The following is an 18337-nucleotide window of genomic DNA, read 5'->3' on the forward strand; positions in this document are numbered from 1 at the left end:
CCCAATGACGTGACAGATTGGCAGACTTACATAAAAAGGAGAGGTGACGGAGTGGTCGAACGTGCTCGATTGGAAATCGAGTGTGCGCCAAAAGTGTACCGGGGGTTCGAATCCCCCCCTCTCCGCGTTTTAAATTTCACACGAACCCGTGTGAAATTTTTGGGTCAACACCAAAGAGAGTGGATTTTAATGAAAGACGCCGCATAGAACCAAGACCCTCAATCTGTAATTTTGGAAGTTTTTATAACCGTAAGCCATTCGTTGTATTAGTTTCATTTTCCTGTGGAAGCCTTCCGTTATCCCGTTATTTTTCGTAAATCTCCACATGCGGATTATCGGCGCAAACCAGTCGCTTATGGTTTCTGCTATCCTCTCAAACTCTTGTGTCGCTTCGTATTTCATCTGTTTCATCATTGTTTTCAGTTCTCTTATATTTCTCTTACATTCCTTTGCCGTTTGATGTTTCCTGTTCAGCAGCTCGCACAATCTTTCCTTAAACTCGTAAGCCAGCTTTATCGCGGGATTGTTCACAAAAAACTTTTCCAATCGCTCTCGCTCTTCGGCTTTCAACCTATCTCCACGTTTTCGCAATGGGTAGGTCAGTTTCCTGTTCCATTTTACCTCTTCTTGGGCTTGTTTGCAATTCAAGCGAAGCGCGAATGAGATTTTGCCGCAGGCAAGAGACCCGAAGGGCGAGACGGTTTGCGCATGCAAACGCGAGTCAAAACTCCATAAAATGGTACAATACCAATCTTATTACGTGGAACCTGTCCGCCACTATTTTTGCTTTCGGAAAACACCGCCTTACTATGCTTCGGTAGCTGCTGCTTAAATCCATACACACTACTTTTACTTTATCCCGACCTTTGTAGCTCATTAACTTACTTTCCACCAAGTTGCGAGATTTCCCCTCTATCACATCGTATACCCTATGATGCGTTAAATCCGCTATCGTTGTCGCAAACTTGTACACATAACATAAAAGCTTTCACTTCTGGCTTAACACACCGTTGTAATCACCGTTTACCGCAAATCGAATTAGATGTCGTAAAAAACTACACAGCAGAACATCGTCCACTCTCGCGTTCAAAGCCATACTCCAAAATTCCGCGTGGTTCGAAGAAGCATTTTGCCTCGGCTTTTGTGAATTTATTGGCTGCCAAGCTGACAGTTTTTTTCAAAAATCGAAAAATCTTACCGACTCGGATTTTGTTTAAAAACACCACTCTTTTCCCGCCGAAAGCTTGCCATCTCACACTGTCGTTTATGTAATCGCCAATAAAAAACGAAACCCCGCCAGTTTTGGCAGGGTTTTTGCGGTTCACTTTTCCACTTTGAATCCGAGGAGATTCAGATTTAAAGGTTCGAATTTCGGGTGCGGATTTTTCAGTTCAAAGCGTACTTTGTGTTTGCCGTCGAATTCCGTTGTCCATCTGAACAGCTCATGATTCCGAGGGTATTTGAACTCGTCGAAATAAAAATTGGCTGTGCGAACTTTTTTACCGTCCACCCAGCATTCAACGGACGCGCATATTCCGTCTATTTCGCGATGGGGAGACTTTTTGCCAAGTCCGTCGATGGTGCATGAGACAACCAGCCCGTCTATTTCGGATTCCACGACTGTATTTTTCGCGTTCAAAACGGGAAGTTTTACGTTCGATTTCTTTGTCAATTTCGGCTCGTATTCGAACGGAATCGGCTCGGGCATTTTTAATTCGACGGAAATATTACCGTCGTTGGAAACTTTTGCACCGTGATTTTTCAGCGTTTGAATCGCATGCGAAAAACCTACGGCATATACCTTTTCGCAGGTGTACGTCGTTCCGGTAAAAAATACTGTCGATTCGTGCTGTCGCAATGGGGCAAGCCATTTCTCTGGGATTTTTGAATAACCCTGTATTGCGCCGAGTATACCGCAGGCATTTGACGGATTGCAGTCGGAGTCGAGCCCGCAACGCGTGGATATGTCGGCAGTTTTCCCGAAATCGCCGTCTCCGTAAAGCAGCCCGATTATTATGTACGCCAAATTATACGGCGCGTATATATGTTGATTGCCCAAGTAACTGCGTATCTCCGAAGTGCAGAATTTGTCGGTGAACATCTGCCATGCGGACTTCCAATCGTTCGGATTTTTTGCGTGATAATCGGAAATCGAGGAAACTATCTTGTATGTAAAGCTTTTTTTCGGAAGAATTTTCATGGATTCAACCACAACGTCGCGGGGATTGTCGAAAACGAACGCCAGCGAATACATTGTCGCCACATACGCTCCACAGTAAAAGCCTTCGCCACCGTTGATTGCGCGCCCTACAGTGTCGGCATATTTCAGCGCGGCTTGCGGCAGCGCGGGCGACATCAGCCCCGCGAAGTCCGATTCGATTTGAAAATCGATATCATTCGAGTTTATATTTGTTTTCCACGACACGGGAGCGTCAGGATCCATTCCGTCTAAATATTCCACTCGCGCCTGTCTGTTTGCACACCACAACGGGTACTTGGATTCCGCTATTGCCTTTTTGAATTCACGGCGCGGAGCGTCAAGCCCGAATCGCTCTAATATGTCCATGAAAGTTATATCCAAATAGAGATCGTCGTAAAGACCGCCGAAATCGCCTTTCAAATTCGTAGCCTTTATAATGTTGTTTTCTTTCCACGGAATTTCATGGTCATCGGGAATTCGCTTGAATTTGAATTTAAACTCTGTCGGCCCGCCGTAGGAACAGCCTATCATCTGCCCTGCCCATCCGCCTTTGATTTTGTCGTACAATTGTGTCTTGCTGAACTTTGCCTGCTTGGGGAGTTCGGCCACACAAACGGATGCGGCTAAACACGCACCCACAACCATATATAGTATTTTCATATATTTATTTCTCCTGTTTTTTTGTTATTTGAATATCCTTCTTTATAGAAGGAAAACCGGTGCATAAAATCGGGGATAAGTCGACACTACCGCTATCCGCGCGGTGAAATTCACCAAGTGTGGTTGAAGTCCGTGCGGGGTTTTACGGCGATTCCCTGCTTTTGCAGAATTTTGACGACCTTGTTTTGGAGGATTGTCGGCGTGCCGCGTTTTGGCGCGTGTCGCGACTCCTCATTCACCCATATCTCCTTTCCCGACTTAATATTGTTATATGCCGCATAACAAGACGTAGGTTCGCACACGGGGTCGGCGTAGTTCACCATGAAAAATACCCTGCCCCTGATTTTTGCGGCAAAGTTTACTGCGTCGATATACCGCGCAGCCTCGACCGCTTTTCTGTTATAATTTCCGTCCTCGCCGACACGCGTAAAATGCGGCCAGCCCGTCGTTCTGCCCACCGCCGCGCCGCCGTGATCGCAAAGCGCGGGATACATCGCCAAGACGTAATTTACGCGCGAATCCAATCCGCCCGCCACAAGAGCCTGTCCGCCGCCCTGACTGCCGCCCGAAACCGCCAGATTTTTGCCGTCCCACTGCGGCTGCGAAGTAAGCACGTCCATTGCGCGCATTATCCGCATGTAAAGAGTTCGAAAGAAAATGGTGTCGCGGTTTTCACAGTTTTTCAGCCAGTAGTCTTTCAGTTCACCGATTGAAAGGGCCTTGTAGTAGGATTGCGGCTTGCCGTTAGGAAGTCCGTGGGCGTTCATATCCATGGCGAGAAATCCGTTTTTTGCCCACATTTCCACTGTTCCCTTGCTGCTCGAAGCAACACCCGCGCCATGAAGGGTTAAAAGCGCCGGAAGCGATTTTTCCAGAGCATGCTTCGGGAATGCAATGTATGCCGACATTTTGCCGTTAAACGAATCCGCCTGCACGTCGTAGACTTCAATGTCGGGCACGAGAGTTGCGACTTTCGTCATCTTCACATTCAGGGGAATTTTCGAGAGAATTTTCCTTTGTCGCACCCAATATTTGTCGAAATCCTTTGGCGCAGGCAGGGACGGCTTTATTTCGGAAACATCGAATCCCGCGCCCGCCAACAATTTAACCTTGTCTATTCCTCCGTTTTCGTTCGGGAGAAAAACGCGAATGTCGCACTTTAAAAATCCAGCCTCACACAATGTCTCCGACACCGCAAATTCGCCGTCTTTTGTTTCTCCGACAAAGTTTTTGCCAATCGGAACGGAGTCTTTTGTAATCGAACCGTCGAGTTTTATTCCGTTTGCCGGCTTGCCGCCTTTGCTTGCCGTTAGGACAAATCGGGCGATGTCCCCCGATTTGTATAGAGAACCGTTGCGGTCGGCCTTCAACCTCAGCGAGTATCCGTTATATTCGACGGTCTCCGCGCAGACTTCGACAAACGAAAAGACAAAAACTGACAAACAGGCCGAAACGGCAAGTTTTAAAATCGAATTTGCTGTTTTCATAATTTTTCGAAAATAAATTGTACGATACGGGCTTAAATTTTATCTCATATCCGTAATTGTTCCGTCGGGTCTGAATATCAAATATTCGCGCGGCTTGACTTCCCTGCCCTTGTAGGAATAGGGTTTCTCGGAATAATTGCATACGATTTCCGTTCCGCCCGAACGCTTTGTGTACACTACTTTCGGCGCGAGTTCGCGGCGGTCATCCAAAAATTCAAGCTGCAACTGCGCGATTTTATCGAACTTGTCGCAAATCCGCTTTATGCTTTTTGCAAACGCCTTCGCGCTCTCCAAACGTTTTTCGGGGGGCGTCTGGCTAAGCCTCGGAGCGTATTCGCAACGCGGGCGTCCGCCGAATTCGAAGAACCCGAGTTCCGTCTCCCATTTTCCTCCGGGGTATCCGGGGAAGGAGCATCGATTCCACGGCGTGCTTAAAACAATTCCATTGTAGACTATTTGCCAGAACGGAATTCTTTCGTCAACCAAGCCGCTACTCCATGCAAACCAATGTTCGACATAAACCCAAAGACAGGCATCGAGCGTTTCGAACGCATAGTCAATGCCGCCCTCCGAATACGAACCGCCGAAGTATTTGTTCGAATCTCCGAATATTTTTCTTGCGTACTTTGCGCCGGCCGAGGGCGTCATGGGGTGGCGTTTGTCGAAGCACTGATACGGATAAATTGACGAAACCACGTCGATGTAATGCAAGCCGCGAAATCCGATATCGGAAATCGCCTTGAAATGTTCCTCCGAGAAAAGCTTGTACCACCGTTTCAGACAGAGGTCGTACATTCTTCCGCCGTGGCCAATCGTGTGCCACTTGAAATTGCCGATCCTGTCCTTTGCGACAAATTCCGAATTCCAGCAGTCGGCAATGGAATAACCGTCCGTAGCATTTGCGTGGCATGTCATTTGATAGCCCATGGACTGCCCCTTTTTTATTAATTCGCGAAGTTTTGCCTCTCCCCCGATTTTCTCTTCAATGGGAAGTATCTGCGGATAACGTCCGTCGTGCCCGCCCTTGTTCCAGCCGACAAGACAGATTTCGGCCTTTTTCACGCCCGCGTTTTTCAGCTCGTCCAATATCAGAGCTACATCATCCAGAGAATTGTAGACAACCACGGGCGGTTCGTTTTCGGGAATTTGCTCCTCGATTCTCGGTCGCGACCGTTTTATACCGAGCAAAATGCGAATTTCGGGAGCTTCGACGGCATATGCAAGTTCGGGGCGTTTTTTCATTTTTTCGGCTATGGGTTTAAGCCCGTCTTTATTGATTCTCAACGACCTGTAATACTTTGCCATTTCGACATACCCCGCGGTTTCGGGGAACTTCACGAAGTCAATCTTAACGTCTTCGTAGGGCGGATTTTTGTCGAAGTCGAAACGTACATAGTTCATGTAGCTGTCGCCGATTTTTTCGACTTTATACAAATACGCGAACCGCATTCCCCTTATGTGGGTGAGAAATGCTCCCGACGGTGTCTTCGAGCCGTGAATGGGCATGAGATTTACATCGTGCGAAATGCCCGTTGTTTTTCCCTTTCTGGGGATGAATTTCGTAAGTTCGCCGAAAGAGGAAATAAAGAAGCCGTCATCGCCGACTTTTGCCTGCGAAAAGGAGGGAATTATGTCAATGTATTTGACATTTTTCCCGATTGCCGACTTTGCGATTTCGAGGGTCGCTTTCCCGTTTTCGTCGAAGTCGAGCAATATTTCCTTCGACTCCGTCGTATCGTCGAAGAACGTCGTCGTTATTTCCGCGGTTTCGCCGCCGAACGCAACGGATACCAGTGCGAATGCGCTTATGAATAGAAAAAATTTCATGGATACTACGCTTTCCAGTTGAATGTTCGTATTTTTCCGTTGAGCTTCCATTTTTGCGGCGTGAGCGTCTCGAACCAATCGAGTGCCCGACCGGTCGGCAGAGTTTTCGATGCCAGCTCGAAACATTTTTTAATACATTCGCGCTGTTCCGCACCTACCGCTTTCGGCTGGGGAGAAATAAATAGAGGCGTGCCGCTTTCGGCAAGCAATTCCATCCACTGCCTGTTCAATTCCCATTTGATGTCCACCCGCAACCCGACGCAGTCGGCGTCGCACGAATAAAACGCGTTGTGCTGGGGAGCGCGGAACGCGAGCGTGTTTACGCCCATTTTAAGGGTACGCGCCCATTCCAAACCGCTGGTATCGTCTCCCGTACGCTGCAATTCGAACAAGCCCGCCGAAAGATGCGAAAACGTATTGCAACCTATGACGTACATGTCGCCGCATTCGCGACGTATCAGCCTGTATAAATCGAGAACAACCTCGGCGTTGGTTTTTGTTTTGTCGTAAAACGACCAATCTCCGCGCGTCATGTCGGCGGAGGCAAACATTTCAAAACCCCATTTCCCGAAAATGTCGTACGAGGAATAGTCGTGTTTGATCATTTCGATGCCCCATGCGGAGTATGCCGCAAAACACTCCTTTATATAGTCCCTGTTGCGCCGGATTGTCGGGTCGAGGTATCTGTAATTTTGCGGGTTGTTTGCGTGTGCATTTGGAGAGAGAAGAATTTCCTCCGAAGCGTTGTCGGGCGCACACAGAGGACGCATCCACAAACCGGGGCGCATTCCGCGCCTTTTGATTTCGTCGGCGAGACTTTTCATGTCGGGGAATAATTCGTTCGACTTTCTGAAATCGTCGCTCCAACCGCCGCGGGATCGGGGGTGTTTCGACGAAATTTTGTTCCAACCACCGTCTATTAGACAAAACGGTTTATTGTCGTTGCGTGGAATCAAATCGCCGACCAAATCGGTCAATTCGAGAATCAGCTTTTCGGAATTTTTGCCGTATGCAAAATACCAATCGTTGATTCCGTAGACAGGCTGTTTTGGCAGTCTCGGGTTCGGGCACATTTCTTTGCAGAAATTATGGATTGCATCAAACGGAGATTCCGACACTTTCCCATTTCGCGCGACGACAGACGCCATTTCAAGCACCCTTCCGCCAAGTCTTACGCCGTTCGAACCGTTGCGGACGTCCGCCTTCAACACAAGCCTGTCGGGCGAAACAATCCAAGAGCAGAAAGAGTTGCATTGCGTCATAACGCCGACGCAGTTGCAAACCGTTCCGTCATATTCGGCAAAATACCACGGGAAAACGCGTTTTTCACCGAGACCGCCCCAATGCAGGTCGCCGTATCCGCGTTCCCAATGGTCGTTAAGATATTTGGAGGCGGCGGAATTGGAGACATTCCACGTTATAAAAACAAACTTGGGGTTTTCCCTCGGGCTTTTTAGCGAAAATTCCGTTTTTTTATCCGACACCGCAACAAATAATTCGATTTCCCCGCATTTATACGAACCGCTGTCTTTGCAATAAACAGGCGAATGCCTTCCCGTTTCCGTTTCGATTTCGACGGAATCTGGCAGTTTGAATTTTCGGAAATGTCCGCCGTCAAACAATGCGCACGAAACGATTGATTCCGATACGGACAACGCGCCCAATGCGGCAAACGTATTTTTTATAAATTTTCTTCTGTTCATCGTAGTTCCATATATTTTAGTATACTCTGATTTCGAATACCGAAGCGTACTTCGAGCCGTTTGTGGCGAGTGCATGCAAACGCCGGAATTTCTTGAAAAAATATCCAAGTGTATTCCTATAAAATGATATTAACGATGTTTTGAATACGGAGTCGGCAATGCAACACGAAGTTGCATTGCCGACGTACCCACCACTTATAACTCAAAAGAGTTTCCGACTTCTATGACGAATTTGCCGTCGGATTTTTTCCAATCTGCCGATACCTTGTCCTCCGGCATGAGGTATTCTGGGACAAGCAGCCTACGCTTTACCGTGTCGTTCTTGCCCTTTTTGAACGCAAGCTTCGCGAGTTTGCCGCCGCGGATTTCCGCATCGACCCATCCGCCGCCGTATGCGGGAAGCGAGAACGAATAGTCTTTCCATTTTTTCGGCGCGCCTGTTGCTATGTTTATGTCGCCGTTTTCGCGCGGCATTACAAGCATCTGGTTTAGGGCGAGCACATAAGACCCCGCCGACGTGGAAAACCACGGACATGTGCGCACTTTCGGCTCGTTGATTTCCCACGTTTCGCCGAAATATCCCGTACCCGCCGCGTTTGTGGACATCAATTGCTCTGGGCCAACATTGTCCTCTATGACAGCGAGAGCCGAGGACAGCCAACCCGCATACCACGAGCATATCGAATTGCCCATCGGATACATGTTGCCTGCGGTGCTCAGATTTTTAATGAAATCGTATGCCGCCGAAACCGCCTTTTTGTCGGTTTTGTCGAAGACGGGATACGGGAATAATCCGCTGACGACCGCAATGCTCTTTTCCTTGCAACCCGCAAACGGAACGTACATTTCGTCGGTTTGGGGGAGCGATTCGCGTAGCTTCTTGGCGGCGTCGCGCAATTTCTTTGCGTAGTCGGCGTCGACTCCGAGAATGTCTGCGGCTTTCGCGGCGCATTCAAAATTGTAAATTATGCCGCAGGAAGTAAAAAACGGATTGGGACATGCGGGGCCGAGGCGTTCCAAGTCCGTACATTTCCCGACGACGAGCTTGTCGCCGTTTTCCTGCAACATGTGCGAATAGAAGAACGCGGCGCATTCGCGCATTACGGGATAGGCGTTCTTTTCGAGAAATTCCCTATCGCCCGAGTACAGATAGTTGCCCCAAAGCCCGGACGCGACGTGCGACATATGGAAAACGTGGTCAATCCAGAAACCCGCGGGATTCGGTGCGCCCTCCCTGCCGTCTTCGAGGGTTTCCCACGGATAGCGCGCGCCGTATTTTTTGTCGCTCATATCGAAGTAATGGCGTACGCGGGCTTTTGCGATGTTCAAAACGTCTTTGCGGAATTTGCCCGTGCGCATTGAAATTCCGAATTTGCCCGCCGAAGCCGCACCGTACGAAGGATTCATTTCGTCGAACGCGAAAAAGCGTCCCGACCAACCCGCATAATGCGCGTACAGCCCCACGGGAATTGACCAACGCGTGTACATTGAGTGTATGTGGTACAACGCGGTAATGTAGGCGTCCTGCATGGGCTTGTCGGGGATTTCGATGTTTGCGCCGACCCAATAGTTAGCCCACTGTTTTTTGTGGAAGGCGAAAATTCCGTCGAAGCCCTCCTTCATTACAAGATTTTTGATTGATTCAGCTCGTTGGTCTTTGTTGAGTTTCGGATTTACCGAATTGTAGTACGCCTGCGCAAACGCGCCTTCGAAGCCCTTTTCCTTTGCGACGTCCGTGCCGAAAATGTATTGGAAATTGTCGGCAAGGCACACAAAATAGACTGATTCCGCTTTTCCTTTCGAAGTATCGAAATCGGAATCAAAAGTCGCCGACATTCCGTCGACCGAAATTTTTGCGTCCGCGCTCGAAATCACCGAAACCGAGCCTTGGTAGACCTTATAGGCATAGGCGGTGTAGTCGAGCGAAGCAGTGTTGGGATATTTAGAATCGACGCGCGGAGCGGCGAGCATGCGTTCGGGAAGCTTCTTTGTGTCGGAATCCTCCAAAGTGTATTTAAACCTGATTTTTACCGACTTCGCATTGCCCTTAGGCTCAACGGATTTCTTCACAACAAGCATGTCTAGTCCGTACGGGACAAATGCCATTGTTTTGACTGTCGCGTTTTCGAATTCGACCGTATTTTCAATGTACGCCTCGCGCGTGTTGAGCGTCTGCGACCATTTTACGGGTTTTCCCGACGCCTTGCCGTCTACGAAAATCTCGTCGTCGTAGTGTCCGAACGGCATGAGCGTGCAACTCTTCACCGCAGGACCGTAGCGACGTCCCGCCCAAGCAACATCTGTCCATACGCCGTGATAACTTTTCTGGATTTGCTTGCCGATATTGTCGATGGAAGTCGAAACAGAGCCGTTCCCGATGTAGGGAGGCGCATATCCGTCGGGCTGAGAGTCTCCTTTGCCCGAAATTGTGTGAACAAAAGAATCCGCCGTTGCCGAAAGGGGCAGACACAAGGCGGCAATCAAAATTTTTCCGAAATTTAATCCCATAATATTTAGATTCAGTATATAATGTTGTGAATTGGCAGAAAGGGGAAACACCTAACATAAAGTCGGAAGATTAGCCCCACAGAAAGGCAGTTTTGACGCGGAGAGCACCCGCTGCCCGCGCAAAAACCGTCGAAAGAATTCAACTATCTGCGTCTGCGGTATACAACCAACGCCAACGCAAATGCGCCGAAGATTGCCGCCCATGTTGCGGGTTCGGGAATCACCTGCGTGCTCGAAACATAGTAGTATGTGTTGCCGTCCGCAAGCGTTGCCTTGCCAAAGAAAAGACCGCTATCGTTTCCGAGCTTGTTGCGGTCGGTATCGACAATCGTCAGTTTTTGGTCGTTTCCGGCCTGATTTACCGTAATCGTACCGTCCTTAAAGCCGTCGGATGTCACGATGGATTCGAGGAAATAGATTCCTCCGTCGAGACCTCCGTTGAGGACAATTTCCAAGTCGTTCGCCCATTCGGCAAAAGCGCCGCCAGTTTCCGTTACGAACAATCTTGCGCCGTTTGTGATGCCGAACTGAATGTGCTTGTTCGCATTGTAGGAATTTCCCGAACGGAAGTCGAAACAGAAAGTCTGGTCGGCGCTCATATTCAGTTGAAGTGCGCTCCTCGCATACAAAAACAAACGAACGGGCGAAGAACTACCGTCGGCACGCTGAAAGGCGTTTTTCTTTTCGAGGTTGAGAATCAATGTACCGCGGTTCTGGGCAACAAGGGCGTTTGCGGATATAGTGCCCGCATATTCGCTTTGAACGTTCAAAATGAATTTGCTTTCATAGGAACCCGCAATTATGCCCTGATTGGCGTTCAAACTTGCAGTGGAACCGTCGAGAAAATTTATGGTGGACGTTCCGTTCGCATTCAAACTGTAATTCCCGTTAGATCCGAACTTGGCCGCGCCTGTCATGGTATATGTGCCGCTGTCGGTTATATCGAAGTTAAGCTCGATATTGTCGAGAACCGCATTCGCCACGGTTTTTGTGCTGATGTTTGCAAGATTGCCGGAACTTACGCCGTCGGTTGCCGAAATGGTCAACCCGCCCTTGCCGTTGTCGGCCTCCGTAAAATAGAAGTCCTGCGCAAACGCAGTACCCGCGATTGCACAAGCCCACACATTCATTAATATTATTCTTCTCATATATACTCCTTAGTTTTTTGGATTTTAGCTTATTGGTTTTATATAGGGTATTTTTTATACAGTATTACCAATACTATGCCCATCTGTGGGTTGTATGTATTTGGAATATAGCGCAATATAAAGCACACCAATAATGAGGAGTTGTGGGCAGAATTGGGTTTGTCTTGGAACGCAATGAAAAACAAAAAGTTAAAAATATATGTTGACAACAGTATTGGTAATACTATGGCACACGTCTCTACAGTATTTCCTTCGCCCATTCTACTACTCTAATCCGCCACGGGGTGTGGAGGGATTCTATGCGTTGCCAGTAGATTTGGGCGATGGTGTCTTGGATTTCGGGGCATTCGGCTTTCACGGCTTGTTCGTAGTCCATATAGCCTTGTAGGGTTGTGGCTTGGGCGAGCAGGCATTGAAGTTCAAAATGCTTTTCTTTTGAGACGCAGATAGTAGGCGTGCCCTTCTTCGGAAAAAGCGATTTGTCCAAGATATGGTGGTTGTCGCCTTTGCCGTCGGCGGACTTTCCGCAATACCTTTTGCGCGTCAAAAGTTCAATCGGCACTTTCGTGTACTTGGAGGCTTGCTTGACAAAGTCGGGATACGGGTTGTTCGGGTTGTGTGTGTCTTTGTGAGCGTGAAAAAGTTTTTCGTTCATCTTAGTTCCTTTCGTATGCGAGTTGTTTGTTGGCGAGCAGTCTTGCCGTGTGGAGAATCGGCAAGTTGCAATGTTCGTAAGCTACTACAAAACTTTGCTTTGCCGATTCGCGTTTATATCTGATTTTGACATTGCGAAGATATCGCGAAAATGATTTTGAATGATGAGAAATGAGAGGATTTTAACGATGAAAAAACTCGATATACTACTTGAAAAATACAAACAACGTTTCGGCGAACCGTGCATTCCCAATAAACTCGACTTGTACGGGAAAAAGAACCGCGTAAAAATGCTCGAACGCATACTCGAACGCGGTATCAAATTGGAAGCTTCTCCGGATGAATGGATGAACTACTATGAATCCTACTTCAAAAAGGAATGTCCCGTCCCCTGCCAACCGTTTTCGTTGGACGATATTCCCGTCGCCGACATCAAAAAGGCTTTGATGGAAAACAAACCGCTTCCCGAAATCGATTGGGACTACGAGCACAAAATCTACTAATATGGCCGAAAGCATAATCAAAACGCAGGTTCTCGACGACGTTTCGCCCGAAGTCCGCAAGCTTATGGATAGCCTTTCGCCGGAGGGCAGGCGTAAGCTTTTGCGCAGGCTAGCCCACCTGCTTGTCGAAGACGCCAAGCGGAACTTCGACGACCCCGCGAACCGCCCCGAACCGTGGGCGGACAAAAAGGTCTACAAGCGCGGCAGGGGCTTGTTTAGCGTGCCGTCCAATTTGAAAGATACGGGTTCGCTGCTCAAAAGCATCAAGCTAAAATACCTCGATTCGGACTCCGCCGAAATTTCAGCAAGCCCCGACTACACCGACCCCAAAGGCGTAAGGCACGCGGGCGCAAGACAAATGCGGTACGGGGCACATCGAAATGCGCGGCTTGCCGATTATTGTTGACGGGGCGCGGGGCGCGTCTATTGTCGAAAAGGAATAATCTACAAAATGCTACCGACAAAAGATTTTGAAAAAATAGTCGGCTCGGAAAACGTCTTTACCGAACTCGCCGACAGACAAACCTACGCCTACGACTCCGCCGTGCTCGACCCGACCACGCCCGCGCTCGTCGTAAGCCCCGAAACTACCGATCAGCTCGGCGAAGTCGTCGCCCTCTGCTACAAGCACGGGCTTCCCATGACAGTCCGCGGTTCGGGCACGAACCTTTCGGGCGGCACTGTGCCCGACAAAACAGACTCGGTGGTAATCCTCACGCAAAAGCTCAACCGCATTGTCGAAATCAACACTGCCGACCTCTACGCAATCGTCGAACCGGGGGTAATAACGGCGCAGTTCGCGTCGGCAGTCGCGGCGAAGAACCTCTTTTATCCGCCGGATCCCGGCTCACAGGCGGTCTCGACAATCGGCGGGAACATCGCCGAAAACGCGGGCGGTTTGCGCGGGCTGAAATACGGGGTCACGAAAGACTACGTCATGGGGCTTGAATTTTTCGACAGCAAAGGCGGGCTTGTCAAGACGGGTTCGCGCACGGTCAAATGCGTTACGGGCTTCAACCTCGCGGGGCTGATGGTTGCCTCCGAGGGCACTCTGGGTGTGATTTCGCGGGCGATTCTAAAACTCGTGCCTCCGCCGAAGGCTTCGAAGGCAATGATGGCGGTTTTCGACGACGTCCAGAAAGCCGCCGACGCGGTCGCCGACATCATCGCCGCGCACATTCTGCCCTGCACGCTCGAATTCATGGACAAGGCGACAATCAATTTGGTCGAGGACGACGTGAAAATCGGGCTTCCGCGCGACGCCGAGGCGATTCTGCTAATCGAGGTTGACGGCCACCCCGCGCAGGTCGAAGACGACGCGCTCACGGTCGAGGACAGATTGAAGAAAAACGGCGCGACGTCCATTTCGGTGGCGCGCGACGCCGCCGAGAAAAACGAAATTTGGGAGGCCCGCCGCAAGGCGCTACCCGCGCTCGCGCGGAAACGCCCGACAATCGTTCTGGAAGACGCAACCGTTCCGCGCTCGAAAATCCCCGCGATGATTGCCACAATCAACGACATCGCCAAGAAGTACGACCTGCTTGTAGGCACATTCGGGCACGCGGGCGACGGCAACCTGCACCCGTCGATTCTCTGCGACAGGCGCGACAAGCAGGAATTCGCGCGGGTGGAACGCGCAATCGACGAACTCTTCAACCGCACAATCGAAATGGGCGGCACGCTTTCGGGCGAGCACGGAATCGGGACGGCGAAGGCGAAGTGGCTCGAAAAGGAGACGTCGCCGGCGACAATCGAATTCTCTCGCGCAATGCGCCGCGCGATAGACCCCAAAAGACTTTTCAACCCGTCGAAAATGACGGCTATATAAGATGGACAACCTGAAACAACTTGCGGACGAATTGTCGTCGCTCGACGACAAGCTCGTCAAGTGCATGCGCTGCGGGACATGCCAGTCGGTCTGCCCCGTGTTCGCCGAAACCAAAAGGGAGTCCGACGTAACGCGCGGGAAGCTCGCGCTGCTTTCGAACCTCGCGACGGGGCTTATAGAAGACCCCAAGGCGGTGCGCGAACGCCTCGACCGCTGCCTGCTCTGCGGCTCGTGCCAAAGCGCGTGCCCGTCGGGAGTGTCGATTCTCGACATTTTCATGCGCGCCCGCGAAATCGCCGCGCAGTACATGGGGCTTAACCCGATTAAGAAAATCGCCTTTCGCGTAATGCTTTGCAACCCGAAGCTGTTCGCGTTTTTGGTGAAGGTCGGGCGGCCGTTCCACCCGCTGTTTTTGCGCGACCAGAAGAACGCCCCGCACACGGCGTGCGCTCCGCTCATGAAGCCCGCAATCGGCGACAGGCGCATACCTATAATGCCCAAAACGTCGATTTCCGAAAAATACCCGAACTTGGACATTCCCGCGGGGAAGTCGGGGCTGAAAGTTCTGTTTTTCCCCGGCTGCATGGGCGACAAAGTCTACACGAACGTGAGCGAGGCTTGCCTGAAAATTTTCAGGCACTTCGGGGTGGGCGTGCGCATACCGCAAAACCTCGCCTGTTGCGGAATCCCCGCGCTGGCGTCGGGCGACGTTCCGAGCTTCAAAAAAATGCTCGAACACGACATCGACATTTTCGAAAAATGCGAGTTCGACTACGTTGTAACCGCGTGCTCCTCGTGCACCGAAACAATCGGCGAACTCTGGGCGAAATACGCCGGCGGCGCGTACGCCGAAAAGGCGGAGAAAATCGGCAAAAAGGCAATCGACATCAACGCGTTCCTAACCGACGTGCTGAAAGTCGATTTGACGCCGAAAGGCTCGCCCAAAGAAAGGCTGACCTACCACGATTCGTGCCACCTGAAAAAATCGCTCGGAATTTCCGAACAGCCCAGAAAGCTCCTGAGGGCGAACGCAAACTACGAATTTACCGAAATGAGGGAAGCCGACAGGTGCTGCGGTTGCGGCGGAAGCTTCACGCTGACCCACTACGGGCTTTCGCGGAAAATCGGGCAGCGCAAGCGCGACAACATTGCCGCGAGCGGCGCGAAAACCGTTGCGTGCGGCTGCCCCGCGTGCATGATGCAGCTTTCGAACATGCTTGCGCTAAACAACGACGACATCAAGGTAAAGCACGTCGCGGAAATTTTCGCCGACACTCTCGACGACTGATTCGGGCGGGCTTTGCGAAATTTCCCCAAGCGCGGTCGGGCGGGAAAGCCCCGCCGCGTTTTTGTTTTTTAGCGCAAAGTTATTTCTTGCGTTTGCCGAAGCGTTTGGCAATTCTTGCCGCAAACAAAGTCAACGCACACGCCGCCGCCACAAACAGCGACGCAAAACTGCAAAATATACAAGCGAACATAGATATATTTATAACAAACCCGTCAATAGCTTCGGCAAAAAAAATGAAAAATTTCGCAAAAATCCTCCTCGCTTCAGCCGCCGCAATGCTCGCGCCCGCGCTGTCGGCGGCGGGCTTCGACTACTCCGCCCTGCTCTCGCCCGAAAATTTCGAAAACGTCGATACCGTCTGCCGCAACGCGTCGGGCGCGGAGATTTTCGGAATAAAATTCGAGAAGCTCTCGCTTGTTTTCGGCAAAAGTGCGTTCAAGGTTTCCGTGCCGCAAAAGGTCGTTATAAAAAACCTCGAACTTACGGTGTTCGCAAAAAATCTGACCCAAGCCGAGCTTGAAAAAACCGAATACCAAAGGCCGCTCGACTTCGAAATAAACGGGCTTGCGCTCACAATCTACGGAAAGCGGAACGTCATGACGCTCAGAGCCTCGAACGCGCGGCTTTACAGGGAAAACATAATCTACCTCTCGCAGGACGCCCTGCTTGAAGTCGGCGGAAAATCCGCAAAGTTGGGGAGCGGCGCAAGCGTGGAGCTGAAAGGCAGAATGCTGATTATACGCAGCCGCGCGGCGGGCAACCTCGGCGTAAAAATTTAGCGGCGCACTTCGAACAATTCGCCGACTGCGCAAACGCCGTTCCGCGCGGAAACCCCGAATCCGCCGACGGCGGCGATTGCAATCGCGCCCCGAGAGCAAAAACAACGCCTCCCGCAAATTCGGCTTTGCGCCGACTTCCCGCGCCGCGCGTCGATGTGCGCGAGGCAAAAATATCCGGCGCAACGAATGAGAGAATCCGAGCCGCGAACGGCGCGAATGTTCGGGTTGCGAGCCGCGGCGAATCGGCGGCGCGTCGGTTTTCAATGGTGCAAAAAAAGCGGCGGGAAAAATTCCGCCGCTTTCGCGATTTTTCGACTTAGCCGAAAATGCCGCCGAACGACTTGGACTCCCAGCCCGCGCGTTCGGGTTCTTTCAGGTACTGGTCGAGTTCGGGGCGGTTCTTGGCGCGCATGTTCTCGGCGTCCCATTCGATTTTTCCGCCGACGCGCTGCGCCAACGCGCCCAGAAGCGCGACTTCCGTAAGCTGCGAGGCGTACGCGAAGTTCGAGCCGCATTCGTCGATTTCGCCCCTGATTGCGTCGCACCATTCGAGGTAGAGGTCGCCCTTGCGGACTCTGGGAATGGTCTTCGGCGGGCGGTTTCTTCTGAATTCCGCGAAGAACGCGTCGTTGGACACGCGCGGGTCGAAGTTCGGGCGCGAACCCGTGTGGATTGTGCGCTTGTCGCCAATCATGTACATGCCCGATCGCAGTAGCGGACGGTCTTTTTCGAAGTCGTGCGGGCGCGTGATGGGTTCGCGCGCGCCGTCGTACCAGTACATCACAAGCTCGGGGTGTTTGTCTGTTGCGGCGAACGTCCACTTGACCGTCGAGCCGTTCGGGATAAACACTTTCCGGTCGAACGTGCAGTCGGCGTCGATGAGTTCGACGGACACGGGGTCTTTGAGGTCGAGAATCCAGACGGGAGCGTCGGCCGTGTGGCAGAACCAGTCGCCGAGCATGCCCGTGCCGTAGTCCCAGAAGCCGCGCCAGCTGAGGGGAGCGTAGATGCGGTTGTAGTCGGTATATTTGCCCTGGTTAATCCACAAGTCCCAGTTCAGCTCCGACGGAACGGGCTGTTTCGCCATCGGCAGGCTCTTGGGGCGGACAAAATACGGAGTGCGCTTGGGGTCGCCGTCCCACCATTTCGGGCCGCTGCACATAACGTGGACTTCGCGGACGTCTCCCGTAACGCCGCTGTCGTACCATTCTTTGAGCATTCTGATTTGCTCGGTGGCGTGCCCCTGGTTCATCATCTGCGTTTTTACGCCGTAGTATTTGCGGGCGCGTTCAAGCTCGCGGCACTGCCAAACGTTGTGGGTGAGCGGTTTCTGAACGCAGACGTGCTTGCCGCACTGCATTGAGTCGAGCGTGATTTTGAAGTGCGAGTGGTCGGGCGTCGAGACGCAAACCGCGTCGATTTCCTTTCCGAGCTTGTCGAGCATTTCGCGGTAGTCCTGAAAAATCTTCGCCTTGGGGTACTGTTTCAGACCCTTGCGAGCCATCGACAAATCGACGTCGCAGAGCGCCACGCCGTTTTCGTTTATCATGCCGTTGCGCGCCATCGAGCCGATATTGCCCACGCCCACAAACGCCACGTTGATTTTTTCGTTCGCGCTGATTTTCTTCGCTTTCGGCGCAGACGAGCACCCCGGGAAGAACATTGCCGCAGTTGCCGCTGTCGCCGCCTGTTTTATGAACTTTCTTCTGTCTACCATGATATACAGTTTCCTTTTTTTGTGTGTAGTTGATG

The 18337-nt window shown here is 51.2% G+C and carries 15 protein-coding genes and 1 tRNA gene; 6 read left to right on the plus strand and 10 right to left on the minus strand.

All coding sequences use genetic code 11. The features are described 5' to 3' along the window. Nucleotides 1–37 precede the first annotated feature (37 nt). Nucleotides 38–125 (plus strand) — tRNA-Ser (locus P3B99_002620). 61 nt (nt 126–186) lie between these two features. Here P3B99_002620 and P3B99_002625 read toward each other — a convergent pair. The 9 genes from P3B99_002625 to P3B99_002665 all read right to left on the minus strand — a co-directional run bounded on the left by P3B99_002625 (nt 187) and on the right by P3B99_002665 (nt 12188). After that, nucleotides 187–714 carry a transposase gene (locus P3B99_002625; protein ID WYJ08020.1) on the minus strand — a complete coding sequence of 176 codons (528 nt, stop codon included), beginning with the start codon at nt 712–714 and terminating at the stop codon, nt 187–189. Between the two features lie 341 nt (nt 715–1055). Continuing rightward, nucleotides 1056–1325: a hypothetical protein gene (locus tag P3B99_002630; GenBank protein ID WYJ08021.1), complete on the minus strand. Its 270-nt coding sequence runs from the start codon at nt 1323–1325 to the stop codon at nt 1056–1058. Then, on the minus strand, nt 1322–2860 hold the full coding sequence (locus P3B99_002635; protein ID WYJ08022.1) for an ADP-ribosylglycohydrolase family protein: 1539 nt from the start codon (nt 2858–2860) through the stop codon (nt 1322–1324). The genes P3B99_002630 and P3B99_002635 overlap by 4 nt, the downstream gene beginning before the upstream one ends. A gap of 110 nt (nt 2861–2970) precedes the next feature. Then, complete coding sequence (locus tag P3B99_002640) at nt 2971–4347, minus strand: acetylxylan esterase (protein WYJ08023.1); 1377 nt, start codon at nt 4345–4347, stop codon at nt 2971–2973. Nucleotides 4348–4386: 39 nt separating this feature from the next. Next, nucleotides 4387–6174 carry a DUF5696 domain-containing protein gene (locus P3B99_002645; protein WYJ08024.1) on the minus strand — a complete coding sequence of 596 codons (1788 nt, stop codon included), beginning with the start codon at nt 6172–6174 and terminating at the stop codon, nt 4387–4389. A 5-nt stretch (nt 6175–6179) separates the two neighbouring features. After that, nucleotides 6180–7877 (minus strand): hypothetical protein, encoded by a 1698-nt coding sequence (locus P3B99_002650; protein WYJ08025.1) that lies wholly within the window; start codon nt 7875–7877, stop codon nt 6180–6182. A 195-nt stretch (nt 7878–8072) separates the two neighbouring features. Beyond that, nucleotides 8073–10385 carry a hypothetical protein gene (locus tag P3B99_002655; protein ID WYJ08026.1) on the minus strand — a complete coding sequence of 771 codons (2313 nt, stop codon included), beginning with the start codon at nt 10383–10385 and terminating at the stop codon, nt 8073–8075. A gap of 143 nt (nt 10386–10528) precedes the next feature. Continuing rightward, nucleotides 10529–11533 carry a hypothetical protein gene (locus tag P3B99_002660; protein WYJ08027.1) on the minus strand — a complete coding sequence of 335 codons (1005 nt, stop codon included), beginning with the start codon at nt 11531–11533 and terminating at the stop codon, nt 10529–10531. A 238-nt stretch (nt 11534–11771) separates the two neighbouring features. Further along, nucleotides 11772–12188: a hypothetical protein gene (locus P3B99_002665; protein WYJ08028.1), complete on the minus strand. Its 417-nt coding sequence runs from the start codon at nt 12186–12188 to the stop codon at nt 11772–11774. 187 nt (nt 12189–12375) lie between these two features. On the opposite strand from P3B99_002665, the gene P3B99_002670 reads away from it, so the two are divergent. The 5 genes from P3B99_002670 to P3B99_002690 all read left to right on the plus strand — a co-directional run bounded on the left by P3B99_002670 (nt 12376) and on the right by P3B99_002690 (nt 16585). Then, nucleotides 12376–12690 (plus strand): hypothetical protein, encoded by a 315-nt coding sequence (locus P3B99_002670; protein ID WYJ08029.1) that lies wholly within the window; start codon nt 12376–12378, stop codon nt 12688–12690. Between the two features lies 1 nt (nt 12691). Then, nucleotides 12692–13096, plus strand: a complete 405-nt coding sequence (locus P3B99_002675) for a hypothetical protein (protein ID WYJ08030.1) — start codon at nt 12692–12694, stop codon at nt 13094–13096. Nucleotides 13097–13141: 45 nt separating this feature from the next. Then, on the plus strand, nt 13142–14518 hold the full coding sequence (locus tag P3B99_002680; protein WYJ08031.1) for an FAD-linked oxidase C-terminal domain-containing protein: 1377 nt from the start codon (nt 13142–13144) through the stop codon (nt 14516–14518). A 1-nt stretch (nt 14519) separates the two neighbouring features. Beyond that, nucleotides 14520–15806 (plus strand): (Fe-S)-binding protein, encoded by a 1287-nt coding sequence (locus P3B99_002685; GenBank protein WYJ08032.1) that lies wholly within the window; start codon nt 14520–14522, stop codon nt 15804–15806. A gap of 233 nt (nt 15807–16039) precedes the next feature. Next, nucleotides 16040–16585 (plus strand): hypothetical protein, encoded by a 546-nt coding sequence (locus tag P3B99_002690; GenBank protein ID WYJ08033.1) that lies wholly within the window; start codon nt 16040–16042, stop codon nt 16583–16585. 316 nt (nt 16586–16901) lie between these two features. Here the strand turns inward: P3B99_002690 and P3B99_002695 are convergent, their stop codons facing one another. Continuing rightward, complete coding sequence (locus P3B99_002695) at nt 16902–18302, minus strand: Gfo/Idh/MocA family oxidoreductase (GenBank protein WYJ08034.1); 1401 nt, start codon at nt 18300–18302, stop codon at nt 16902–16904. Nucleotides 18303–18337: the final 35 nt, after the last annotated feature.

It is taken from the genome of Opitutia bacterium KCR 482 (genome assembly GCA_029269845.2).
Taxonomy (GTDB): domain Bacteria; phylum Verrucomicrobiota; class Verrucomicrobiia; order Opitutales; family Intestinicryptomonadaceae; genus Merdousia.